Genomic DNA, 24,109 nt, shown 5'->3' on the forward strand with positions numbered 1-24,109 from the left:
GCTACCGCGCCTCGGCGGCGAGCAGGTCCTGGAGCTCGCGGACGGCCGTGCGCAGGTGCCCGGCGAACGCGTGCATCGCCCCGGCCACCGCCCGCGGGGTGCTGAGGTAGACGTTGAACCGGTCGGGGAGCAGGACGTACGCGACGCCGATGCACTTGTCGCTGGTCGCGCCGAAGCCGAAGTAGCGGATGTTGACCGACGGCGCGGAGCTGGTGCTCAGGTAGTCGTCGCGCATCGTGACCCACCCCGGGCTGCGGTAGAGCGCGGGCTCTTCGGTGACGCCGAGCTCCGCGCCCCGCCGCTTCTGGATGAGCTGGAGCTCCCACAGGTGCTGCTCGGGCGCCCGGCCCGCCTGGCAGTCCTTCGCCCGGCGCACGTGCGCGTCCGCCGCCGCGCGGAACGCCGCGAGCCGTTCGGCCGCGCCCGCGCCCGGGTCGTCCATGGCGGCGACGAACGCGAGGACCTCGGGCGTGACGACGCGCATGGCCTCGGTGCGGCCGTTGCGGTACTGCCGGGTGGCGATCGACTCGTACGTGGCGCCGGTGACGCCCTTGGCGCGCTTGTGCGCGAGCTGGTAGGCCATCTGCACGAACGCGTCGGGCGAGGTCCGCAGCGCCTTGGCCCGGTCGCCGCCGAAGTCGTCGAACGACACCGTCGCGGTGGCGGTGGCCGCGGCGTAGGCGTCGAACGCGTCGGCCGCCGCGCCGATGGAGGCGCGCAGCTCGTCGCTCAGCACGAACTCGATCGGCGCCGACTCCGGGACGCCCTGCGGGGTGGCCTCGGGCTCGGCGGCCATCACCGCGTCCACGAAGCTGAGCACGGTGGTGCCGTCCAGGCCGCAGTGCTCGACGTTGATCCCGGCGGTGCCGTCGCCGTAGACCACGAACGACACGGCCTTGTCGAACCAGCGGTCGCCGCCGTCGCCGTGCAGCAGCCCGTCGCACGCCGCGAGGTCGCCGTCCGGGACCAGGTCCTCCAGGCACACGCAGAACAGCGCGGTCTCGATCTCGTCCAGCGCGGCGGCGTTGCGGGGGTGCAGGGCGAGCAGCGCCTCGCGGTCGGCGGCCCACTCGGCGCGCGCCTTGGTGGTGAGGTGGCCGGGGCTGGTGTCGCGCTCGGCGCGCCCCGCGGCGCCCTGCATGATCTTCCGCAGTCCCGCCTCCAGCTCGTCGGCGGTGTGCGGGAGGCCCCCGGCGCCGAGGACGTCCATCCGGTGCGCGCGGCCGCGGTGGAACACCACGATGTGCCGCGCCCGCGACGGCCCCGGCCACGCGTCGGTGTACGGGGCGCGGACGGTGTCCTGCACCGCGCCGGGGATGCGGGTGGTGGAGAACAGGTACTTGTTCTGCTCCATCGACAGCGGCCGGCCGCGCTGCACGATCGGCGGCACGCGCTCGCCGTCCAGCCTGGCCTTGTAGTCGACGGCTCCGGCGATCAGGCTCGCCGCCCGTTCCACTTGGCCCTGGCCGGTGTCCTTGAACAGGAAGAAGAAGTTGGCGTTCAGGGCGATGCGGTCGCGGCGGCCGAGGTAGCGGTACGGCCAGAACGTGTCGAGCCAGCTCCGGACGCCCTCGCTCGCGTCGTAGCGCTCCAGCGCGGCGTGCAGCACCGGGCCGGGGCCGTCCGGGGCGGCGAACGCGGCGGCGGCGGCCTCCGTCTCGGCCAGCTCCTCGGCGGTGAGCAGCGGCGCGCACCACTCCAGGAGCCGCGCGCGGCTCTCGTCGAGCGTGGGCAGCGGGACCCGGGGCAGACCGTCCTCGTTGCCGAAGGTGGACGTGGACGGCGTTCCTTGACTGCTGTTCAATTCATTCCTCGTGGTGGGTGTGGTCGGCGGCGGGACGACTCGGGGCGTCACCGGCCGGGCTCCGCGCCGTCGCGCGGCCGGGAGACGAAGAGCTGCGCGTAGAACCATCCTTCGCTCTCCAGCCCCCGCGGGTCCACGCCCACGGACGCCAGCCTCTCCAGGACGAGCGACCGCTCCTGCGCGTCGGCGAACCTGCGCTGCCGGAACGCGCCGCCGAGCCGGACGGTCTCGTAGCCCGCGGCGGCCAGCACCTCCGCGACCGGCCCGAACGGGAACATCCGCAGCACGAAGTGTGCCATCCAGGGCCTGCGGTCGCCGTGCGCCGCGACGACGCGGCCGATGGTCCGCTCGGTGACGTAGCCGACGCAGCCGGTCGACACGACCAGGTCGGCCGAGGCGAGCGTCTCGCGCTGCGGCCCGGTCGGGTCGTCGTTCTCCAGGTCGGCGTGCACGGCGGCGTCGAGGAAGCCCGCGTCCAGGGCGTAGTCGAGGGCGGGGCCGGAGGAGTCGAGGCCGACGAAGCGGACGGCGCCCGCCGCGGCGCTCGACCCGACCAGCTCGCGGTCGCGCTCCAGCAGGTCGTCGCGGGTGCGGGCGGACGGGTCGCAGTACCGCTCGTACAGCGCGTCCATGGTCGTGTCGCACTTCGCCAGCGCCGCGTTGATCCCGTACGAGCAGCCGATGTCGAGGACCGTCGGGACGGGGACGCCCCGCGCCTCGCGGAACTCGCGGACCAGGTCGGCGAAGTGGGGTTTGGCGAGCTGGGGGATGGTGTAGCCGAGTTCGCGGAGGGTGCCGAAGTAGTCGCGCGGGTCGGGCTGGGTGTAGATGTGGTCGAGCGAGATCTTCCCGGTGGTGTCGACGCGCATGGTCGTCTGTCCTCTCAGGGCGCGGATCAAGCGATGGATCGAGGGCGGGCTCGGATCACTCGCCTGGAGCTCCTAGTCCAGGAGGCGGTCGACGCGTACGGCGCGCCGCTCGGCGGCGAGGTGCTCGGGCAGCACGCGGCCGAAGAGCTGCCGGGTGCGGGCGACGCTGCCGACCACGCCGGGCCGCTCGCTGTAGGCGAAGATCGCCGAGTGCCGGGCCGTGCCGCCCTCGACGGGGCTGACGCGGTGCAGCGAGTAGCGGCCGCGGAAGAGCTGGAGGTCGCCGGGGCGCAGCCGGAGGCGGCGCACGAGGCGCCCGCCGCGGCCGGCCAGCACGTCCCGCACGTCGCCGAAGTTCTCCGATCCGGCCGAACGGATTCCGGGGCAGTACTCGAATTCGCCGCCGCCCGCGGCCTCCTGGGTGAGCATGCTGACGGTGAACTCGTTGGTGTCGAAATGCCACGGGTGGGCCATGCCGGGATTGACGACGTTGAGGCACAGCCCGGACAGCGGATCGGCCAGTTCGTGCAGGCGGGGAAGGTCGAAGCAGGCGGCCGTGAAACGCTGGAAGAGTTCACTCGAATAGAGCCGGTGGACGATGAAGTCCTCGGGAATGAGATCGCGGGCGACAAAGGCGTTGCCGCGTTCGAACGTGATGCGCCCGGGGTGGTCGGCGGGCAGCGCCGGGTCGGCCGCGATGTTGTAGACGTTGACGGTCTCCACGTCGTAGTGCGCCTGCGGCGCGATCTTCGCGCCCTCCCGCCGCAGCTCGTCCCGGAGGGCGGGCCTGATGAAGTCGGGAAGGACGCTGCACCCGGTCTCGCGCAGCTCGCGCCGGGCGCGGGCGAGCACCGCGCGCAGGGCGGCGCCCTCCGGTTCAGCCAGGGGATAGCGGCCGGTGTCGACGATCTGTTCCACCGGTCCGGCTTCCGATGTGCTCATGAGAATCCTCTCACCACGAGGTGAACCTCAGACGGGTTCTAGCACATGCGAAGTTGGCAATTCGGTGCGGTGTCGCGGCGTTCCAGATTCGGGCGGAACTCTGGTTTGACGTCGTGACCTGTGGATTTATTCGTGACTTCCCGTGACGGCCGTGTCACTCCGGTGATTCGATGTGTTCTATATCACCATTCTAGGCGTGCAGGGCGAGGTACGGCGCGAGCAGCAGCAGCGTCGCCGCGAGCGCGAACGTGAGCCGCCGCGCGGGCACCGCGTGCGCGATCCGCCACCCGGCGATGACGCCCGCCAGTTCCGGAACGCCGACCAGCGCGGCCAGCCTCCAGTCGATCGCGCCGTGCAGCGCGTAGCCGGCCGTCCCGACGCTCGCGATCACCACCGACTGCGCCTGGGCGGCGGCGAGCGCCCGCAGCACCGGCACGCGCAGGACGACCAGGACGGGCACGCTCAGCATCGGCCCGCCCAGCCCGAACAGCCCCGCCGCGGCGGCCACCCCCAGCCCGACGAGCGCCGCCGCCCAGCCCGGCAGCCGCGCCGCCCCCGCGCCCGCCTCCGTCTCCGCGCCGCCGTCCGCGCGGGCGGCCTTCTCGGCGGCGGCCACGCGCCGTTCGCGCGCCCACACCAGCACTCCCGTGACCGCGACGGCCGACGCGAGCAGGATCCCGAACGCCCGGCCGGTGACCGCGGTGTTGAACTGCACGCCGAGGGGCGTCCCGACCAGCGCGGCGACCGCGAGGATCACCGCCGTGCGCCGCGTCTCGGGCTCGCGGAGCTGGCCGGACCGGGTGTACGCGGCGGTGCCGAGCGCGCCGGTCGCGACGTGGGTGGCGATGGCCGTGCCGGCGACCCCGGCGGGGAGAGCCCGGTCAGCAGGAACATCCCGATCGTCGGCAGCACGCCGCCGGGCCCGACCGCGGTGATCCCGATCCCGCCCACAAGCCCGAACAGCGCCAGCAGAGCCAGCGTCAGCGGATCGCCCATCAGCCCATCCCCCCGGCGCCGCCACCGGACTCCGCGGGGCCCGCGCCAGGAGCCGCGCGGGGAGCGGTGCCGGGAGCCGGGGCGGGGGAGCGGGGCAGCAGGGCGTGCAGGGCGAGGCGGTCGGCCCGGACGCGCAGGGACTCGGCGTCGACGGGGCGTCCGTCCGCGAGGCGGGTGAGCCGGTCGATCGCGAAGACCGCCGCGCCGGGCGGGACCTCCAGCAGCGCGGCGGTGTCGGGGTCGGCGTTGACGGCGTGCACGGTGACCTCGGCGGCCCCGAGCATCGCCCCGGTGACCTCCTCGATGAGGCCGAACACGTCGCGGCGGGCGAGGTCGCGCTCCAGCAGCGGACGGCCGATGTCGGCGGTGAGCCAGGTGGTGTCGAGCGACAGCGGATGGCCGCCGAGGCGGCGGAGCCGTTCGAGGTGCACCGCCTCGTCGCCGGGCGCGAGCCCGAGCCGCTGCGCGATCGCCTCCGGCGGGCGCGGGACGACCCGCGCGGCCCGGACCTCGTTGGTGACCTCGCCGTACCCCGTCAGCGTCTCGGCGAGGCCCGCGAGCCGGTCCAGGCCGTGCCCGTACTTCGGCGTGACGACCGTGGTGCCGACGCCGCGCCGCCGGACGATCAGGCCCTCCTCGCGCAGCAGCCCGAGCGCCTCGCGCACCGCGTTGCGGGAGGCGTCCAGCCGGCGGCCGAGGACGCGCTCGTCCGGCAGGACGCCGCCCTCGAACGCCCCGGCGGTGATCTGCTGGCGCAGGACGTCGGCCACCTGCCTGGCCCGCTCCGCCCGCGGCCGGGACGACACCCAGCGGGCGTCCCCTCGCCTCATCGGCACCCCCTCGTCACGGCGTGCCGGACGGGTCTCCGGCACGCCGCGCACGCTACCCGGCGGGTGTTACGCCAGAGTTACGCCACCTGCTCTGACCTGCACAGGCGCGCGGCCAGGGGGTTTCGAGGGGGTACGGGCGCAACGCCACCGGGTCAGGGCCGGCGGGTGTCGAGGACGTCCCACTGGTTCGGCAGGCCGAGCCTGTAGCGGACCTTGTCGTTCGCCCGCTCCAGCGCGAACAGCGGCGTCTCGTACAGCTCGTGGACGTCGCACCTGGACTCGCGGGAGCCCGCCGCGTCCAGCAGCGCGTTGACGGCCTGCCGGGCGCCCTGGTTGGCGCCCTCCATCGTGGTGACGTTGATGGGCGTCCTCACCCAGTCGCCCGCCAGGAACAGGTTGGGGATGCCCGTACGGGAGCCGGGGCGCAGCTTCCACGACCCCGGGTGCTGGATGAACAGCGGCGTCTCGTTGGTGAGCCCGCCCGACCCGTCCGGCACCATCGCCGGGTCCATGAACCACGAGTGCAGCATGTCGTCGGTGAGGACCTGCCTCCCGGTGTCGTTGAGGTGCGCCTTCATCACCTTCCACGTCTCGGCGGCGATCTCGGCGCGGGTGCAGTCCTTGGCCTTCTTCTTGAGGAAGTTCCCCTCGGTGAACCAGTCGGACAGGATCACCGACAGGCAGTCCCTCACCGTCCCGTCGCCGTAGGTGGAGAAGTCGCGCTTCCAGAACTGCGCCTGGCTGATCGACGTCAACGCCCAGTTGGACTCCATGAAGTTCACGTGGCCCGGCGCGAGCGGCACCTCCTTCCTGAGGAAGAACTGGAGGCCGACCATCCAGTCGGTGCGCAGGCTCCTGATGCTCGCCAGCTTCGGGTCGGCGGCCAGAACGGCGGGGCTGAGCAGCCTCACCGCGCGCTCGCACGGCATCGCCACGACGAACCAGTCGGCGGAGACCGTGGACGAGGCGCCCTTTGCGTCGGTGACGCCCGCGCCGGTGACCCTCCCGCCGGACACCTGGAGCGAGTCGACGTTGAAGCCGACCTCGAACGTGACGCCGAGGCGCCTCAGGTGCGCGACCCAGGGGTCGAGCCACATCTCGCCGGTCGAGCCGTTCAGCACCCGGTCGACCGACGAGCCCGGCTCGTTGCCGAGGCCGAGGATGCTCCACACGGTCGCCTCGCCGACCAGGCCGATCGAGTGCGTGCTGGCGTCCTTGGACTTGGTCGCGGCGAGGTTGCGGATCACGCCGTCGGCGAGCAGCTTGTTGTACTCGTCGGAGAAGCGGTCGGCGCGGATGTAGTCGGCCCAGGTGAGGCCGTCCCACTGGCCGAGCCGCCGCTCGCCGCTGCTCGTGACGTACACCAGCAGCTTCTGCGCGGCGAACGTCGCCTCGCCGAGCGACAGCCGCCCGACCGTCTGGAGCCCCGCGACGATCGTCGCCGAGAAGCTCGCCAGGTCGTAGATCCTCGGGTCCGGCGGCAGCGGGAACGGGAACGGCGCCGTCAGGTCCTCGCGCCCGCCCGCGCGCGCCATCATGTACGCGGTCGCGCGCGTCAGGTTGCCCCAGCAGCCGTCGGCGTTGCCGGGGAACGGCGTGCGCCGCATCGTGTCGGTCAGGTCGAAGTAGAAGCCCGGGAAGAACCGGAAGCCGTGCTCGCCCGGCAGGTCGAGCCGGCCGCCGGTCCCGGTGCCGGGCGGGAAGACGCTGCGGGCCTTGCCGCCGAGGGTGTCGCGCTCGTACACGGTGACCCGGAAGCCGCGCTCGGCCAGCTCGTGCGCCGCGGACAGGCCCGCGACGCCGCCGCCGAGCACCGCCACCCTGCCGCCCGCCGCCGCGCGGGACGGCGCGGCGCCGAGGGCCGTCGCGCCGGTCGCCGCCGCGGCGGCGACGGCCGCGTCCCGCAGGAACCGGCGCCGCGACCTCCCCTCCACACCCCGCCCCTCGTGCGCGGAGTGCGCGGTGTGCTGGCCGCGCCCGTCATGCGCGGTGTGCGCGGTGTGCGTGCTGGGCGCGCCGTGTGCGTCGTGCCCGTCGTGCCCGTCGTGCGCGGTGTGCGTACCGGGCGCGCCGTGCGCGGTGTGCGCGCCGTGTCCGTCGTGCGTGCCGGGCGACCTTCGCTCGTCGCGCTCGCGGTGCTCGCTCATCCCGACTCCTTGCCGTCCCAGCGTGCTGGGACCACTGGGGTCCGGCCTCCCCGAGCCGTCCGGACCAGACCGTTCGGAAGCCCTGGCCAGGGTGCGCACGGGAGGCCGCCGCGGGCCGCGCGGCGGCGCGGATCGTCCGTGCTGAGTCGGTTGTAACACGGTATTGACAGACTGCCAACAAGGATTGGCGGCTCGTTAGTGGCCGGGTGCGGCGCCCTGGAATCCGGCCTATGCCGTCCCGCGGCCGGGGCTTGATCGCGGCGCGGGGCGCGTGCTCATACTGGGGGCCGTGCCGATCCTCCGACGCGACCGTTCCCTGTCCCGGACCGCGACGCTCGCCGCCGCCCTCGCCCTCGCCCTCTCGGTCGCCGCGCCGCCGGCGTCCGCTGAGGCCGGGTCCCCCTTGCAGAAGGCCCTCGACGGCGTGGTGGCCGCGGGTGCGCCCGGAGCCGTCGCCGAGTTCCAGGGCGAACGCGGCGTCTGGCGCGGTGCCAGCGGCGTCGCGGACGTCCGCTCGCCCCGTCCGCCGGACCCGCGCTCTCACTGGCGCATCGCGAGCATCACCAAGACGTTCACCGCGACCGTGACGCTCCAGCTCGCCGGCGAGGGCCGGATCGGCCTGGACGACCCGGTCGGCCGGTACCTGCCCGGCCTGCTGCCGGACGGCGACCGCATCACCGTCCGGATGCTCCTCCAGCACACCGCCGGGACGTACAACTACGTGGCCGACCTGCTCGGCACGCCGCAGCAGGTGCGCGACACCTACCGGACGACGTACCGGCCCGCCGACCTCGTCGGCATCGCCAACGCGCACGGGCCCGCCTTCCCGCCAGGGGAGCGCTGGGCGTACGACAACACCGGGTACATCGTGCTCGGGATGCTGATCGAGAAGGTCACCGGCCGCCCGCGGACCGGGTCGTCACCGACCGGATCGTCCGCCCGCTCGGCCTCGCGCACACCCGCTTCCCCGTGACCGGCACGCGGCTGCCGCGCCCGCGCCTGCACGGCTACTTCCCGGACGAGCGGGGACGGCCCGAGGACATCACGGCCGCGAACCCGTCCAGCGGATGGACGACCGGCGCGATGATCTCCAACGCGGCCGACCTCAACGCGTTCCTCCGCGCGCTGCTCGGCGGGCGCCTGCTGCCGCCGCGGCTGCTCGCCGAGATGAGGCGGACGGTCCGGGCGGAGGACGCGACGCGCGGGTACGGCCTCGGGCTGCGCCGCAACGAGCTGCCCTGCGGCCGTACGGTCTGGGGCAACATCGGCATCGCGTTCGGCTACACGACCTACGCCTTCCAGGACGGGCGGCGCGCGCTGACGGTGGTCGGGAGCCTCGCCGGGCCGCCCGACTGGAGCAGGCTGGAACCGGCGCTGAGCCGCGTCCTGACCACGGCGTTCTGCTGAGCGGCCCCGCCTTGACGGCCCGCGCCGCTCCCGCTTAATTTGTCATCCAAATATTTGGCGTCAAAGCATCGGAGGCCACTGATGAGCGACTACCCCGCCTACGCCCCGTCTGAGGAGCATGAGCTGCTGCGGGCGACGGTGCGTGAGCTTGCTGATGCCAGGATCGCGCCGTTCGCTGCGGTGGTGGATGAGGAGGGGCGGTTTCCGCGGGAGGCGTTGGAGGCGTTGGTGGGGGCGGGGTTGCATGCGGTGCATGTGCCGGAGGTGTTCGGGGGTGCGGGGGCGGATGCGTTGGCGACGGTGATCGTGATCGAGGAGGTCGCGCGGGCGTGTGCGTCCTCGTCGTTGATCCCGGCGGTGAACAAGCTGGGCACGGTGCCGGTGCTGCTGGCCGGGTCGCAGGAGCTGAAGGCCAAGTATCTGGGGCCGGTGGCGCGGGGGGAGGCGATGTTCTCCTATGCGCTGTCGGAGGCGGAGGCGGGGTCGGACGCGGCGGCGATGCGGACGCGTGCGGTGCGTGATGGTGATGGGTGGGTGTTGAACGGCGCGAAGATGTGGATCACCAATGCGGGGGTGTCGGAGTTCTACACGGTGATGGCGGTGACCGAGCCGGGGGTGGGGGCGCGGGGGATTTCGGCGTTCGTGGTGGAGAAGGGCGATGCGGGGGTGTCGTTCGGGCCGAAGGAGCGCAAGTTGGGGATCAAGGGGTCGCCGACGCGTCAGGTGATCTTGGAGGATGTGCGGATTCCGGGTGATCGGTTGATCGGTGCGGAGGGGTCGGGTTTCAAGACGGCGTTGGCGACGTTGGACCATACGCGGATCACGATCGCGGCGCAGGCGTTGGGGATCGCGCAGGGGGCGTTGGATTTCGCGTTGGGGTATGTGAGGCAGCGGCGGCAGTTCGGGAGGGCGGTCGCTGATTTCCAGGGTGTGCAGTTCATGTTGGCGGATATGGCGATGCGGTTGGAGGGGGCGCGGCAGTTGACGTATCACGCGGCGGTGAAGTCCGAGCGGGCGATGGCGGGGGAGCGGGTGCCGGATCTGACGTTGGTGTCCTCGGCGTGCAAGGCGCTGGCCTCGGATGTGGCGATGGATGTGACCACCGATGCGGTGCAGTTGCTGGGCGGGTACGGGTACACGCGTGATTTCCCGGTGGAGCGGATGATGCGCGACGCCAAGATCACCCAGATCTACGAGGGCACCAACCAGATCCAGCGCATGGTCATCGCCCGCCAACTCCTCAAGTAACCGGGCGGCGGGACCCGTGCGTCCGTCCGGCAGGCCCGGTCCCGGACGCCGCGTCCCGCCGTACGAGCAGCGCGGCCTGGAGCGTCAGCAGGTCGGCGGGGCGCGCCGGGTCCAGGCCGGTGAGGACCGTCATCCGGCGCAGCCGGTAGTCCAACGTGTTCGGGTGGATGTGCAGCGCGGCGGCGGTGCGGCGGCGCCCGAACCCATGGTCGGAGTAGGCGCGCAGCGTCTCCAGCAGGACGGGATGCCCGTCCAGCGCGGACAGCAGTCCCGCGAGGTGCCTGCGCGCCGCGCCCGGCCGCGAGAGCTGGTATTCGAGCAGGACGTCGGCGACCTGGTACGCGCCCGGCGGCCGGCGCGCCGCGAGCACCACGCCGAGCACCTCGGCCGACTCCCGGGCCGCGCCCGGCAGCGCGGCGCACGCCGCCGCGGCGGCCCGGCGTGGACGGGCGCCCCGGCGCGGTCGGTGATGCGGGCGGTGAGGCCGGCGAGCTCGCGCCACCCGCCCGCCAGTGCCGCGTCCGGGTCGTCCACCGGCAGCAGGGCGGTACCCCCGTCCGGGCCGAACGTGTGGAGCGCCTGCCCGCGCCCGTGGTGGTCCAGCTCGGCCTGGACGCGCCGGATCTTGCGGCGCGCGGCCACCGCGGCCGTCGCCTCCGGGCCCCGCTCGTCGGGGTGGCGGCCGAGCGCGAGGGTGAGCACGACGTACGCCGGGGGCAGGGCCAGCCCGGCGCGGCGGGCCGCCTCGACCGGGTCGCGGCCGTCCAGCAGCGCCGACAGCACGGCCTGCCGGCCCGCCTGCCGCTGGCCGTGCATGACCTCCCGCTCCTCCAGGTAGGCGTCCGCGACGACCGCGGCGACCTCCTGGAGCTGCGACAGCATCAGCCCCTGCACCTCCACCAGCGCCCGCGCGTCGTCCGGCGCCGCGTCCGCCGTCAGCGCGTCCAGGCCGAGCCGCCAGCCGAGGTGGTACGCCGACAGCACCGCGCCGAGCGGCACGCCCTCCTCCGCGCGCCGCGCCGCCGAGCGGGCGAGCGCCTCCAGGTCGCGGGACGGCGGGAGCCGCCCGGTGCGGAACGCGCGCACGAGCAGCCGGATGTTCTCCTCCACCATCCGCGCGATGTCGCCGGTGAGCTCCTCGCGGGGCAGGGCGCTGTAGGCGGGGAGCCGCTCGGCGAACGCGGCGAGGAGCCGTCTGGTCAGCTCGGGCGCGAGCGTTGCCAGCCTGACGTGGACGGGAACGCCGGCGATGGAGAGCACGGAGTTACTCGCGGGTTCGGTTGCGGTCACAGGTCGATCCACCCATCTCTGGATATTTCCCTGCGGATCATCGGGCGCGGCGGCTTCAGTATGGCAACGCCCCGAGGAGGAGCCCAGATGCGACCCCGAGCCTTCCGCGCGCGCGGCCGTCGCGCGCGTGCCTTCCGCGTGCGCGCGCTCTGCGCCCTGGCCGCCGCCCTGCTCCCGGCGATCGTCGCGCTGCCCGGCGCCGGAGCCGCCGCCGCGCGGGCCGCCGCGCCCGCCGCCGCGGGCTCGCCCGCCGACCACGTCTGCGACCCGTCCGACACGGCCGCGTGCATGCTGCCGTTCCCGAACGACTGGTTCACCGTCGCGGACCGGACGACCGCGACCGGACGGCGCGTGGACCTCTCGCCGCTCACCACGCCGCGCGTCGCCGGGCTCCTCCCGATCGACCCGAAGGAGTGGAACCGCGGCGACGGCTTCTCGCCCGGCTCGGCCCTGATCACCCGCGTCCCCGGGCTCGACCTCGCGCGGACGGGCGCGGCGCCGATCACCGACATCGGCCGCTCGCTCGCGCCCGGCGCGCCGATCGCGCTCGTCGACGCCGCGACGGGCGAGCGCGTCCCCTACTTCGCGGAGTTGGACGCCAACGCGCCCGAGCCGCGCCGGCTGCTGCTCGTCCGCCCGCGCGGAACCTGCGCGAGGGCCACCGCTACCTCGTGCTGCTCCGCGGCCTCAAGGACGGGAACGGCGACGTCCTCCGGCCGTCGCCCGCCGTCCGGCGGATGCTCGCGGGAACGCCGTGGCCCGGCGCCGAGGGCCCGCGCGGCGCGGCGCTGCGCCGGACGGTCGCCGAGCTGAACGCCCGCGGCGTGCCGACGGACGGGCTGTACCTCGCCTGGGACTTCACCGTCGCGTCCACCCGCGACCTCACCGGCCGCGCCGTGCACATGCGCGACGACGCGTTCGCGAAGCTGGGCGGGCGGGCGCCCGCGTTCACGGTCGGGAAGGTCACCGACTTCACCGCCGAGCAGGACCCGTACCTCGCGCGCCGCGTCGAGGGGACGGTGGACGTGCCGAGCTACCTCGACCTCCCGGGAGGCCCGCCCGGCTCGTCGCTGCACTACGGGCGGAACGGCCTGCCCGAACAGCTCCCCGGCAACGTCCAGAAGGCGAACTTCCGCTGCAACGTGCCGCGCTCCGCGATGGACAAGCCCGCCCAGCCCGTCCTGTACGGGCACGGGCTGATGGGCAGCGCCGACGAGATCGACAGCGAGAAGCTGCGCAAGGCGTCGCAGGAGCACGGCCTGATGCTGTGCGCGACGGACTGGATCGGCATGTCCGAGGGCGACATCCTCAACGTCGCGAGCGTCCTGCTGAACGTCTCGCGCTTCAACACCATCCCGGACCGGCAGCAGCAGAGCTACCTGGACTTCCTGTTCCTCGGCCGCGCGCTCGCCCACCCGCAGGGGTTCGGCGCGAACGCCGCGTTCCGCGCCCCGGACGGGCGGCCGGTCATCGGCACCGGGCTCGCCTACGCGGGCGCGAGCCAGGGCGGCATCCAGGGCGTGGCGCTCACCGCCCTCGCCCAGGACTTCCGCCGGTCCGCGCTGATCGTCCCCGGGATCAACTACGGGACGATGCTCCAACGCAGCGTCGACTTCGCGACCTACGAGAAGCTGCTCGCCGTCAGCCACCCCGACCGGCTCGAACAGCAGCTCGTGCTGAACCTGATCCAGATGCTGTGGGACCGCGGCGAGGGGAACGGCTACGCCGCGCACGTCACCCGCGACCCGCTGCCCGGCACGCCCGCGCACCGGGTGCTCGTGCACGAGGCGTTCGGCGACCACCAGGTGGCCAACATCGCGACCGAGACGATGGCCCGCACGCTCGGGACGTCCGGGTGCGGCAGCCCGCCCTCGCGCCCGGCCGCAAGCCCGACGTCACGCCGTTCTGGGACCTGCCGGCCGTGCCCGGCTCGCCGTACGCGGGCTCCGCGCTCGTCGCCTGGGACAGCGGGACCCCGCCGCCGCCGACCGCCAACGTCCCGCCCACCGAGGGGAAGGACCCGCACGGCGACACCCGCGGCTCGGCCGAGGCCATGGGCCAGCTCGCGCGGTTCCTCCTCACGGGCGAGATCGTCGACACCTGCTCCGGGAAGCCCTGCACGATCCCGATGACCCCTGACCGCCCGAGGAGCCCCCCATGAAGACGTCCAGGATCGGCGCGATCCCCGTCGCCGGCGCCCTGTTCGCCGCCGTTCTCGTCGCCCCGCCCGCGTCCGCCGCGTCGCCCGCCTCTCCCGCCGCGCGGGTGGCGGCGGGCTCGGTGTTCGCGTCGGCGGCCGTCACCCGGAACGCCGACGGCACCTACACCGTCGGCTGGCAGGCGCCCGACGCCGGAACGATCTCGGTCGCCGCCGTCACCGACCCCGCCGACCCGGGGCCCGGACGCGCCGTCGGATCAGGCGGCGGGACGGGCTCGCTCACCGTGTCGGGCCTGCCCTCCGCCCCGCGCTGGTACTTCCGCCTCGCGCCCGCGAACGGGAGCCCGCTCGTCGTCGCGGACCGTTCGCTGCACCTGGCGCACGCCCGCAACTTCCGCGACGTGGGCGGGTACCGCACCGCCGACGGCCACTGGGTCCGGATGGGCGTGTTCTACCGTTCCAACAAGCTGAGCGAGCTCGACGCCGCCGACCTCGACCAGCTCGCCGCGCAGCGCCTCAAGCTGATCGTGGACCTGCGCAACGGCGTGGAGCGGCGCGACGACCCCGACAGGATCCCCGCCGGGGCGTCGTACAAGGTCGCCGACCTGATCGACCTCGGCAAGGGCCTGCCGTCCGGGCCCGACCTGACCGCCGCGCTGCTGCTCGCCCTGCCCTGGCTGCTGAGGTCGTCCAAGGACGCCGAGCAGCAGCTCGGCTACCGGCTGATGGTGAACGCGCCGTCCGCCCGCGCCGCCTACCGCGACCTGCTCACCTCGCTCGCCGCGACGCCCGGCGGGGCCACCGCCGTCTTCCACTGCACGGCGGGCAAGGACCGCACCGGCTGGGGCGCGGTCGTCCTGCTCACGCTGCTCGGCGTGGACCGGCGGACGATCGCGGACGACTACCTGGCCAGCAACACCTACTACGGCGCCGACAGCGTCCGCGCCAACTGGCTGGACGCCGCGTACGCCGAGGTGGACCGCACGTACGGGAGCTTCGACGCCTACGTCCGCAAGGGCCTCGGCCTGCCGGACTCCACCGTCGCCGCCCTCCGTGCCCGGATGCTGGCCCCGTGACGCGGCGGCGCGCGACGGCGGCGGCGTCCCTACGGCGCGCGACGGCGGCGGCGTTCCTGGGGCGTGCGACGGCGGCGGCGTTCCTACGGCGTGCGACGGCGGCGGCGTCCGTGGCGTTCCTCCTCCCGCTCGTCCTCCCGTCCGCCGCGGCCGGGGCGGCCGGGGCGGCGGAGAGCTGGACCCAGACGTCGAGCCAGTCGTTCCACCTCCTGGACGCCCTCCAGCGCTCGCAGGGCGTCGCCACCGACGGCGACGACTGGTACTTCTCCTGGCAGTACGGCCTCAGCCGCGTCTCGCTCGACGGGACGACCACCGAGAAGGCCAACGCGCTCGCGATCCCGTGGCCGATCGCGCTGGAGGGCGGGAACCACATCGGCGCCCTCGACTTCCACGGCGGCAAGCTCTACGCCCCCATCGAGGACGGCGACGCGTACCGGCACCCGTACGTCGCCGTGTACGACGCCGCGTCGCTCGCCTACACGGGGACGGCGTTCGCGCTGCCGCAGGAGATCCAGCGCGACGGCGTGCCGTGGGTCGCGGTCGACGCCGAGCGCGGCCGGTTCCTGTCGTCGGAGTACGACGCGACCGCGATCAACGCGTACGGCCTCGCCGACGGGAGGCTGATCGAGCGGATCCCGCTCAGCGAGCCCGTCCGGCACCTCCAGGGCGCGAAGGTCCACGGCGGGAGCCTGTACGCCTCGTCCGACGCCGGCGCGAAGGGCGTCTACAAGATCGACCTGGCGAGCGGCGCGGTCGCCCGGGTGCTCGACCCGGGCGTTCCGGACGGGACGGAGCTGGAGGGCCTGGCGTTCCTGCCGCGGCCGGACGGCTCCCTGCTGCACCTGCTCGACGTCGCGCCGAACCGCGTGACGGTCGAGTTCCGCCATTACCGGAGATAGCGCCCGGACAAAGTACTACTCATGTAATAATCCCCGGCGGGCGGCACGGCGTTCGGGGAGGTCCGGTTGGCGCGGTTCGGCAGGCGTGATCGGCTGCGCTACTGGTTCGACAACACCATGTCCAGGGGCACGCCCGCCCTCATCGGCTGGCTCGGCCTCGCCTCCGGCGTGCTCATCGTCGTCGTCGCGAGCCTCGCGGTGCTGCTCGCGCCCGGCGACGCCGACCGCAACGGGCACTGGGCGGGCGTCGTCTGGCGCAGCCTGCTGCGCACCCTGGACCCCGGGACGATGGGCGGCGACGAGGGGTCCGGGCCGTTCCTCGCCCTGATGCTCGCCGCGACCGTCGGCGGCATCTTCATCGTCAGCTCGCTCATCGGCGTGCTCACCACCGGCCTGGAAGGCAAGATCGCCGAGCTGCGCAAGGGCCGGTCGCGGATCGTCGAGCGCGACCACACCGTCGTGCTCGGCTGGTCCGACCAGGTCTTCACGGTGATCGCCGAGCTGGCCGAGGCCAACCAGGGGCGGCGCCGCTCCTGCGTGGCGATCCTCGCCGACCGCGACAAGGTCGACATGGAGGAGGCCGTCCGGGCCCGCGTCGCGGACCTCGGACGCACCCGCGTCGTCTGCCGCCGCGGCAACCCCCTCAAGGTCGCGGACCTGGAGCTCGTCAGCCCCGGCACCGCCCGCTCGGTGATGGTGCTGTCGCCGCCCGTCCAGGACGCCGACAACCACGTCATCAAGGTGCTGATGTCGCTCGGCGCCCGGCGCTGGTCCGGCCGCCGCCCGCACGTCGTCGCGGCCGTGCACGACTCGGCCAACCTGCGGGCCGCCAGGCTCGCGGGCGGCGAGTCCGCGCACGTCATCGACGCCGACGACATCGCGATCCAGCTCATCGTCCAGTCGCACCGCCAGTCGGGCCTGTCCACCGTCTGCACCGACCTGCTGAACTACGAGGGCCACGAGTTCTACATGCGGCCCGAGCCCGCCCTCGCCGGCACCACCTACGGCGAGGCGCTCAGCGCGTACGAGCTCGGCATCCCGGTCGGGCTGCGCGGCGCCGACGGCAAGGTGTCGGTCAACCCGCCCGGCGGCACCGTGATCGGCGCCGACGACGAGATCATCCTGCTCGCCGAGGACGACCTGCTGATCCGCCTGGCGAAGGAGCCCGCGCCGGTCGTGGAGGAGGCGATCGCCACCGCCGAGCCCGTCCGGCCCGAACCCGAGCGCACCCTGCTGCTCGGCTGGAACCAGCGCGCCCCGAAGATCATCGAGCTGCTCGACGCGTTCGTGGAGCGCGGCTCGTCCCTCACCGTCGCCGCGCTGTGCGACGACCCGCGCGGCGGCCTCGGCCGCCCGCGCAACCTCACGGTCGGCTTCGAGCGCTGCGACCCGACCGACCGGACGCGGCTGGAACGGCTCGACGTCGGCTCGTACCAGCACATCATCGTGCTCGGCGACTCCGGCTACGACCCGCAGCACGCCGACGCCCGCACGCTGGTCACGCTGCTGCACCTGCGCGACCTGGAGGAGAGCCTCGGCGACCCGTACTCCATCGTCAGCGAGATCAACGACGACGCCAACCGGGAGGTCGCGCAGGTCACCAAGGCCGACGACTTCGTGGTCAGCGACAAGCTGATCAGCCTGATGCTCACCCAGCTCAGCGAGAACCGGCACCTGTACGACGTGTTCGCCGACCTGCTCGACCCGGAGGGCTCGGAGATCTACCTCAAGCCCGCCGCCGACTACCTGCGCCCCGGCGCCACCGCCAACTTCGCGACCGTCATCGAGGCCGCCGCCCGCCGCGGCGAGACCGCCCTCGGCTACCGGGTGCGCGAGCGCTTCCACGAGCCGCCCGACTACGGCGTCGTCCTCAACCCGGCCAAGGCCGGGCCCCTCACCCTCGCCGCCGACGACCGCGTCATCGTCCTGGCCGAAGACTGACGCGCCCGTCCCGGGGGCCGCGGCGTCAGGGGTCCAGGGGCTCCACGGCGGCCAGCAGGTCCAGGGCCCCGGCGGTCAGCTCGCCGTGCGGGTGCTCGTCGGAGACCGCGGTGAGGAAGCCCTTGTCGCGGGCCGTCCGGACCCAGTTCGCCGAGGCGGTCCAGCTCGACGAGCACGCCCCGGCGAGCTGCTCGACCGGGTTGCGGTGCTGGAGCTCGACGTACCAGGCGTAGACGGCGGCGGCCGCCGCGAAGAACGCGTCGGGACGGCCCCGGCGCCCGGGCCGGGGATCGGCCTCCAGCGCCTCGCGGAGGTAGCGGACGAGGCCGTCCACGGCCCGGCGGGACTCGGTGAAGCCCTCCCGGCACTCGCGCGCCGACCGCTGGAGGCGGCGCACCTCGGCCGTGGTGCGGGCGAGCGGGACGGACCGCAGCAGGCTGCTGCTGATACCGCGCCGGATCCGGTGCGGGTCGGCCCCCGGCCGCGGCCGGATCGTGATCTCGGCGGGCCCGCCGGACGCCGTGTCAGGCCACCACAACACCGCCCGCCACTCACCAAGGTCAACATGCCGCACCACCCCACCCCGCCCCACTCCAACCCCACCACCCGCGCCCTCAGCGCCACCGCGACCCGCGTCCGGCACCCCGCCGCGCCGCCACCCGCACCACCGTGACCCGCGCCCGCCGTGCCCTCTGCGCCGCCGCGACCCGCGCCCGCCGCGCCTGCCGTGCCCTCTGCACCGCCCACGCCTCCGCGCGCCGCGCCCTCGCCGCCGCGATCCGCGTCCGGCACCCGCGCCGCGTCGCCGCCCTCGCCACCGCGGCCCGCGTCTGGCGCGCCTGCCGCGTCGCCACCCGCGCCGCCGCGCGCCGCGTCCGCCGTGCCCTCTGCACCGCCCGCGCCGCCGCGACCCGCGTCCGGCACCCCCACCGCGTCGCCACCCGCGTCGCCGCACTTGCCGCCGCGACCCACGCCCGCCGCGCCCGCGCCGCCGCGACTCGCGCCTGCCGCGTCGCCACGCGCCGCGTCCGCCGTGCCCTCTGCATCACCCGCGCCGCCGCGACCCGCGCCTGCCGCGTCGCCACGCGCCGCGTCCGCCGTGCCCTCTGCATCACCCGCGCCGCCGCGACCCGCGCCCGGGGCGACTGCCGTGCCCCCTGCGCCGCCCGCGCCGCCGCGCGCCGCGCCCTCTGCACCGCCCGCGCCTCCGCCACCCGCGCCCGGCGCGCCTGCCGTGCTTTCGGTGCCGCCCTTGCCGCCGCGGCCCGCGCCCGCCGCACTCGCCGTGTTCTCTGCGCCGCCGCCTGCGCCGCCGCCCGCGCCGCGTGCTGCGCCCTCGGCGCTGTCCTTGCCGCCGTTCTTGGCGCTGTCCGCGCTGTTGCTCAGGGCGCCGTTCGCGCCTGCCTCCCGCATCCGGACATGTTATTACAAATGTAGTAATAGTGTCCGCGCAGTGGGCCGGGGGAGGCCGGCTTACGGGTCCGAGTGTTCGATGAGGTGCTGCCAGCTGTGCAGCAGGAGCAGCAGTTCCAGGTGCCGGGACGGGTCGCCGAGGTCCTGGGCGAACATGTCCTCCAGGCTCGCCAGCCGGTAGCGGACGGTCTGCTTGTGGACGTTGAGGTGCTGGGAGGCCGCCGCCGCGTTCCGGCCGTTCTCCAGGTACGCCAGCAGGGTCGGGACGAGCCGGTCCCGCTGCGCCGGGGTGAGGTCCATGAGCGGGGCCAGCCGCTGCGGGATCGCCGACTCGATCAGGTCGAGTCCGGCGGCGGCGACCAGCGTCGGGATGTGGTCCAGGCAGCGCACGAGGCCGTCCGCGCGGATCTTCCCGGTGTCGGCGAGGTCCAGCGCCCGCCGCGCCCAGCGCAGCGACACCGCGCCGCGCGAGAGGTCGACGGTGGGTCCGAGCGCCGCGCGCAGGCCGCCGAGCCCCGCGAGGAGCTGCTCGCGGCCCGGCCCGTCGGGGTCCGGGATCACCAGGGACGGCGCGTGGCTGCGCCAGTCGGCGAGCACCGGCGGCGGCAGTACGGGCGGCGGCGCGTTCCCCGGCCCGCGGACGGCGACCACCGCGATCGTCGAGGGCGTGCCCCACCCCGCGGACCGCGCCAGCCGCGTGATCTCCACCCGGTCGGCGAGCCCGTCGCCCGTCAGCAGCGCGTGCAGCCGGGCGCGCAGGTGGTCGCGCCGGTCGCCCGGCCCCGCGTGGACGCGGGCGTACCCCTCGGCGGCGGCCTCGGAGATCGCGTCGAGGAACGCGAACAGCGACTCGGTGAGCATCCCGAGCGTCTCCTGCGACCAGTCCAGCCGCGTCGCGTCCTTGGTGAACCGGCGCGCGGCGACCTGCCCGCTCAGCCGCATCGCCGTCTGGAGGCTCTCCAGGCTGCGGCCCTTGCGCGCCTCGTACGCGCCGATCTCGGCGTAGATGTCGCGCAGCGGCTCCCACGAGGCGTCCGGGCTGGTCGCGACCACGAGGAAGTCCGAGACGGCGCGGCGTACCGCGTTCCACATCTTGCGCCCGTAGTTGCTGTCGATCGGCCGCGCGTACTCGGGGATGCGCTGCTGGATCCACTCGATCATCTCGCGCGCGACGCCGTCGATGTGGGGCCGCAGCGGGTCGACCACCTCGGCCGGCAGCCGTCCCCAGGGCACCGCGGACACGGCCGCGGCCCCGTTGGCGCCGAAGGCCGCGCGCCCGCCCGCGGAACCCGCGTGCTCGCTCAAGGTCGCCTCCCTGGCCCGGCATCCAAGGAACTACTGATAAGTAACCCATTGGTGATATCCAACGCGCCGAGAGAACGTCAAGGTCTAGCGGGCGGTGAGCGTCACGCGGGTTCGGCGGGGCCGAGGCCGCGCGGCGGGCGGACGGCCGTCAGCGGCCGCGGGGGTGCAGGGTGATCCGGAGCCGTTCGCGCGGCCTCAGGGTGAGCCCGAGCGCGGGCCGGGGATCGGGCGAGCCCACCGGCCGCACCCGGAAGCGGCTGAGGACGGCGGCGATCACGAACTGCGTCTCCACCGTGAAGAAGTGCTTGCCGACGCAGCCGTGCGGGCCGCCCCCGAACGTGACGTACGCGAACCGGTGCCGCTCCCGCCCCGGCAGGAACCGTTCGGGGTCGAAGACGCCGGGGTCCTCCCACACGTCCGGGAGCCGGTGCGTCAGGTACGGGCTGACCACGACGATCCCGCCGCCCTCGATCCGGACGCCGCCGATCACGTCGTCCTCCCTGACGAACCGCGGCAGCATCCAGCCGGGAGGGAACACCCGCAGCATCTCCTGCGCGGCCATCTTGGCGTACCGCAGCCGGGGCAGGTGGACGCCTCGCGGCGGACCGTCCCCGACGACGCGGTCGACCTCCTCGTAGAGCCGTTCGGCGACCTCCGGCCGCTCGGCGAGGACCTGCCAGAGGAACGTCAGCGCGATCGTCGTCGTCTCGGTGCCCGCCACGAACAGCGACACGACGCCGTCCCGGAGCTGCCGCAGGTCGAACCCGTTCCCGTCGGGATCGCGCGCGCGGATCAGCATCGAGACGATGTCGTCGCCGTCCGCGCCGCGCCGTACGGCCTCCTCCACGATCGGGAACACGATGCCGTCCACGGCCTGGACGGCGCGGCGGAACGCCCGGTCGCCGGGCAGCGGCACCGAGTCCGGGACGAACGGGAGCGCCAGCCGCGGGCGCAGCGCGGCCGAGGCGGCCCGCAGCGCGGCGCCGAGCCGGTCCGCCTGCGCGATCGTGATCTTGTCGCCGATGAAGATGCGGGTGATGGCCCGGTAGATGATCCGCGCCATCTCGTCCATCGCGTCCACAGGACGGCCGCCCTCCGCGCGTTCGGCCATCTCCCCGACCGCGCGGACGATGGCCTCCGCCATGTCGTCGGCGAACGCGGCGACGCTGGGCCCGGACACGACCGTCTGGAACGTCTCGCGCTTGACCCACCAGAGCGGATCGGATCCGGAGGGCTCGCCGATGAGCCGGCTCAGCGGCTTCCACAGCCAGCCCTCGCGGACGTAGTTGGCGGCGTGGTCCTGCATCACGTGCTGGACGTGCTCGGGACGGGTGACCAGGTAGGGGCGGATCGCGCCGAGGTTCACGCGCACGACGCCGCCGTTGGCGCGCCTCCCGATCTCCTCGAACCCGCCGAGCGGATCGCGGAGGAACCCCGGAAGGGCACGGCGCAGCGGAATGGTCTCGGCCGTTCTCGGCAGGCCGGTGCCGGTGTCGACGGACATGGGCATTCCCTGGTGCGGCAGAGCGAACGATGAGTCAAGGCAGCACTGGCCGAAACCGCGGATCCACAGCGGCCCGGACCGCTGAGGGCCGGGCCGCGGATCCACAGCGAGCCGGAGCCGCTGAGGGCGGGGGGCGAGAACGCTCGGGCCGGGGCGCGGGACGGCGGCGGCCCGGCACGCTCGGGAACGGGGCGGGGGCTTCGGCGGGCGGGGACGCTGAGGGCGGGGTCGCGGGGACGCGGTGGGCCGGGATGCTGAGGGCGCGGGGACGGCGGTGGCCCGGGACGCTCGGGAACGGGGCGGGGGCTTTGGCGGGGCGGGGTCGCTGAGGGCGGGGTCGCGGGGTCGCGGTGGGCCGGGGACGCTGGGGTCGGAACTCGGCTGGACGCGGAGGCGGCGGGGGAATGATCAAACCCGGATCGAGGATCACACGAGCCCGCCCGCGATGACAAGACACCCCCAAGGTCGGGCCGCTAAGGATCGACGGACACCAATGTCAGACCCACCAGCCACTTCACCAGCCACGACCACCGCCTCCGCGGCCATCGCCTCCGCGACCGCGCCCACGCGGCCGGACGCCCGCTCCGCCCCTCTCGGCCACTCGTCGAGCGGTGGTCACAGTTCCTTGTGGCCGGCGTGGCCGAGTCGGGTGTCGGGCACCGGGCGGCTGGTCGTGACGGTGAAGTCGTCCACGTCGTCCAGGACGAACGTCGGCGTCCCCGGGACCTGCTCTGCCCGGACGTGGTGGAAGTCGGCGTCGGTCACGTCCCGCAGCGCGTACGCGGGGCGGGTGTCGCGTTCCTCGAACCTGACCTCGACGTTGTCGAAGGTGACGCCCTTGGCGTGCCGGATGTAGAAGCCGTACGCGGGCAGAGCCCCGAACATGGTGGTCTCGGGGTAGGTGCCTTCCTCCTCGGGAGGGCTCTGGACGACATCTCCCGGCGCGAGGCCGCCGGCCAGGCTGTGCCGGACGTTGCTGATCCGGACGTCCTCGACGGGGTGGCCGGGGATTCCGGAGATCGTGGACGGGTAACGGGGGTCGGCGTTGTGGACGATGACGTCGCTGATGCTGACCCGGCGCAGGACGCCCACCCGGGCGCCGGCCGGCCCGCGCATCCGCGAGCCCAGCCGCAGGAAGATCGGCATCTGCACCCGGCGCATGGTGAGGTTGCTGATCGTCACGTCCTCCAGCGTCCCGCCGTCGACGGTCTGCAACGCCAGCCCGCGGCAGTGCTCGAAGATCACGTTCGAGATGGCGATGTTCTTGAATCCGCCGTTGGACTCGGTGCCGAACTTGATCCGGCCGGTCCGCCCGTACGACCCCGCGGTCCGGAACGTCCCGTCGTGCAGGGTGCCGAGGTCGTAGCCGCTGACCATGCAGCTGTCGATGGTGACGTTCTCGGTGGGGCGGGCCTCGCCCAGCGCGTAGGAGCTCTTGAGCACGATCGCGTCAGCGTTGGGCGTGTTGACGGTGGTGCCCGAGATCCGCACGTTGCGGCAGCAGTCGAGGTTGATGCCGTCGCTGTAGGTGTCGATGACCAGGTTGTCGATGCGCAGGTTGTCCACTCCGGTCGGCAGGATCGCCAGGCTGCCGCCGTTGAGGATGGTGATGTCACGGATCGTGACGTCGCGGCAGAGTTTCAGCGCGATCGCCTTGCTGCCCTGACCCGGATCGGACGACCCGGGCCCGCCGGCCAGCCCCTTCCCGTCGATCACGCCGGGACCGGAGATGGTGACGCCGGTGAGGCCCTCGCCCCAGATGAGGCTGTTGTGCCAATGGCTGTGCTCGTGGTCCTGGTACGGGTTGCCCGCTCCCGGTTCGGCCGGGTCGTACCCCTTTCCGCCGGTGGGCGTGGCGGCGAGCAGCGTGGCGCCCGGCGCGAGGTAGAGGGCGAGGTCGCTCTTCAGCCGGATCGAGTAGCAGGCGTACGTGCCGGCCGGGAAGTAGACGGTGCCGCCCGGCCCGCCGCCGGAGTGCGGCCGGGCCTTGGCGGCCTCCTCGATCGCGCGGTTGACGGCGTCGGAGTCGATCGTCACGCCGTCGCCCTCGGCGCCGAACCGCCTCACGTCGAACACTCGGCCGGGGCCGTCCATCGGGGTCCCAGGAGCCGCTTCGGCGGCGCTCGCTCGCGCCGGCGGCAGCGCGGCGACGGCCGTTGCGGCCGCTCCCATCGTGACGATGCGGCGACGGCTCATCGACTGGTCCACGGCCTCTTCTTTCGTCAGGTGCTTCTCAAGATCCCGATGGCGGGTGAGGTCGCACCATCGTCGGAGGCGATC

The 24,109-nt window shown here is 74.0% G+C and carries 19 protein-coding genes and 1 pseudogene; 7 read left to right on the forward strand and 13 right to left on the reverse strand.

What is annotated here, in order from left to right; genetic code table 11:
• Position 1 precedes the first annotated feature (1 nt).
• The 7 genes from GEV43_RS38885 to GEV43_RS38910 all read right to left on the reverse strand — a co-directional run bounded on the left by GEV43_RS38885 (position 2) and on the right by GEV43_RS38910 (position 7,588).
• On the reverse strand, positions 2–1,855 hold the full coding sequence (locus GEV43_RS38885) for a choline/carnitine O-acyltransferase (protein ID WP_309240167.1): 1,854 nt from the start codon (positions 1,853–1,855) through the stop codon (positions 2–4).
• Positions 1,852–2,673 (reverse strand): class I SAM-dependent methyltransferase, encoded by an 822-nt coding sequence (locus GEV43_RS38890; protein WP_160825649.1) that lies wholly within the window; start codon positions 2,671–2,673, stop codon positions 1,852–1,854. The genes GEV43_RS38885 and GEV43_RS38890 overlap by 4 nt, the downstream gene beginning before the upstream one ends.
• Positions 2,674–2,745: 72 nt before the next feature.
• Entirely contained in the window at positions 2,746–3,615 is an 870-nt protein-coding gene (locus GEV43_RS38895) for an arpA protein (RefSeq protein ID WP_160825650.1), read from the reverse strand.
• Positions 3,616–3,805: 190 nt separating this feature from the next.
• On the reverse strand, positions 3,806–4,462 hold the full coding sequence (locus GEV43_RS38900) for a sulfite exporter TauE/SafE family protein (RefSeq protein ID WP_309240245.1): 657 nt from the start codon (positions 4,460–4,462) through the stop codon (positions 3,806–3,808).
• Positions 4,369–4,611, reverse strand: coding sequence for a hypothetical protein (locus tag GEV43_RS55505; RefSeq protein WP_309240259.1), 243 nt, complete (start codon positions 4,609–4,611; stop codon positions 4,369–4,371). The genes GEV43_RS38900 and GEV43_RS55505 overlap by 94 nt, the downstream gene beginning before the upstream one ends.
• Positions 4,611–5,441, reverse strand: a complete 831-nt coding sequence (locus GEV43_RS38905) for a GntR family transcriptional regulator (protein ID WP_160825651.1) — start codon at positions 5,439–5,441, stop codon at positions 4,611–4,613. The genes GEV43_RS55505 and GEV43_RS38905 overlap by 1 nt, the downstream gene beginning before the upstream one ends.
• Before the next feature lie 152 nt (positions 5,442–5,593).
• Complete coding sequence (locus GEV43_RS38910; RefSeq protein ID WP_206681581.1) at positions 5,594–7,588, reverse strand: FAD-dependent oxidoreductase; 1,995 nt, start codon at positions 7,586–7,588, stop codon at positions 5,594–5,596.
• Positions 7,589–8,015: 427 nt separating this feature from the next.
• Between GEV43_RS38910 and GEV43_RS52315 the strand changes: the two are divergent.
• Positions 8,016–8,995, forward strand: a pseudogene (locus tag GEV43_RS52315) (serine hydrolase domain-containing protein).
• A gap of 81 nt (positions 8,996–9,076) precedes the next feature.
• Complete coding sequence (locus GEV43_RS38925) at positions 9,077–10,243, forward strand: acyl-CoA dehydrogenase family protein (protein WP_160825653.1); 1,167 nt, start codon at positions 9,077–9,079, stop codon at positions 10,241–10,243.
• Here GEV43_RS38925 and GEV43_RS52320 read toward each other — a convergent pair.
• Together GEV43_RS52320 and GEV43_RS52325 are read right to left on the reverse strand one after the other, a co-directional pair.
• Positions 10,236–10,481 carry a helix-turn-helix domain-containing protein gene (locus GEV43_RS52320; RefSeq protein WP_309240246.1) on the reverse strand — a complete coding sequence of 82 codons (246 nt, stop codon included), beginning with the start codon at positions 10,479–10,481 and terminating at the stop codon, positions 10,236–10,238. The genes GEV43_RS38925 and GEV43_RS52320 overlap by 8 nt on opposite strands.
• Positions 10,373–11,503: a hypothetical protein gene (locus GEV43_RS52325; protein WP_241684203.1), complete on the reverse strand. Its 1,131-nt coding sequence runs from the start codon at positions 11,501–11,503 to the stop codon at positions 10,373–10,375. Before GEV43_RS52325 ends, GEV43_RS52320 begins: the two co-directional genes overlap by 109 nt.
• Before the next feature lie 701 nt (positions 11,504–12,204).
• Here GEV43_RS52325 and GEV43_RS38935 point away from each other — a divergent pair.
• The 4 genes from GEV43_RS38935 to GEV43_RS38950 all read left to right on the forward strand — a co-directional run bounded on the left by GEV43_RS38935 (position 12,205) and on the right by GEV43_RS38950 (position 17,607).
• Positions 12,205–13,665 (forward strand): hypothetical protein, encoded by a 1,461-nt coding sequence (locus GEV43_RS38935; RefSeq protein ID WP_206681582.1) that lies wholly within the window; start codon positions 12,205–12,207, stop codon positions 13,663–13,665.
• A gap of 25 nt (positions 13,666–13,690) precedes the next feature.
• A complete protein-coding gene (locus tag GEV43_RS38940) occupies positions 13,691–14,767 on the forward strand; it encodes a tyrosine-protein phosphatase (protein ID WP_160825655.1) in 1,077 nt (358 codons plus the stop codon).
• A complete protein-coding gene (locus GEV43_RS38945) occupies positions 14,764–15,666 on the forward strand; it encodes a hypothetical protein (RefSeq protein WP_160825656.1) in 903 nt (300 codons plus the stop codon). The genes GEV43_RS38940 and GEV43_RS38945 overlap by 4 nt, the downstream gene beginning before the upstream one ends.
• A gap of 66 nt (positions 15,667–15,732) precedes the next feature.
• Positions 15,733–17,607: a potassium transporter TrkA gene (locus tag GEV43_RS38950; RefSeq protein WP_241684204.1), complete on the forward strand. Its 1,875-nt coding sequence runs from the start codon at positions 15,733–15,735 to the stop codon at positions 17,605–17,607.
• A gap of 25 nt (positions 17,608–17,632) precedes the next feature.
• Here the strand turns inward: GEV43_RS38950 and GEV43_RS38955 are convergent, their stop codons facing one another.
• On the reverse strand, positions 17,633–18,148 hold the full coding sequence (locus GEV43_RS38955) for a hypothetical protein (RefSeq protein ID WP_160825657.1): 516 nt from the start codon (positions 18,146–18,148) through the stop codon (positions 17,633–17,635).
• Between the two features lie 128 nt (positions 18,149–18,276).
• Here GEV43_RS38955 and GEV43_RS38960 point away from each other — a divergent pair, with 128 nt between their 5' ends.
• Complete coding sequence (locus tag GEV43_RS38960) at positions 18,277–19,044, forward strand: hypothetical protein (protein WP_160825658.1); 768 nt, start codon at positions 18,277–18,279, stop codon at positions 19,042–19,044.
• A gap of 36 nt (positions 19,045–19,080) precedes the next feature.
• On the opposite strand, the gene GEV43_RS38965 is transcribed toward GEV43_RS38960, so the two are convergent.
• The 3 genes from GEV43_RS38965 to GEV43_RS38975 all read right to left on the reverse strand — a co-directional run bounded on the left by GEV43_RS38965 (position 19,081) and on the right by GEV43_RS38975 (position 24,037).
• Positions 19,081–20,325: a helix-turn-helix domain-containing protein gene (locus GEV43_RS38965; protein WP_241684205.1), complete on the reverse strand. Its 1,245-nt coding sequence runs from the start codon at positions 20,323–20,325 to the stop codon at positions 19,081–19,083.
• A 148-nt stretch (positions 20,326–20,473) separates the two neighbouring features.
• Complete coding sequence (locus GEV43_RS38970) at positions 20,474–21,829, reverse strand: cytochrome P450 (protein ID WP_160825659.1); 1,356 nt, start codon at positions 21,827–21,829, stop codon at positions 20,474–20,476.
• A gap of 615 nt (positions 21,830–22,444) precedes the next feature.
• Positions 22,445–24,037 (reverse strand): glycoside hydrolase family 28 protein, encoded by a 1,593-nt coding sequence (locus GEV43_RS38975; protein WP_160825660.1) that lies wholly within the window; start codon positions 24,035–24,037, stop codon positions 22,445–22,447.
• Positions 24,038–24,109: the final 72 nt, after the last annotated feature.

The sequence above is a fragment of the Actinomadura sp. J1-007 genome (assembly GCF_009793335.1).
Classification (GTDB): domain Bacteria; phylum Actinomycetota; class Actinomycetes; order Streptosporangiales; family Streptosporangiaceae; genus Spirillospora; species Spirillospora yumaensis.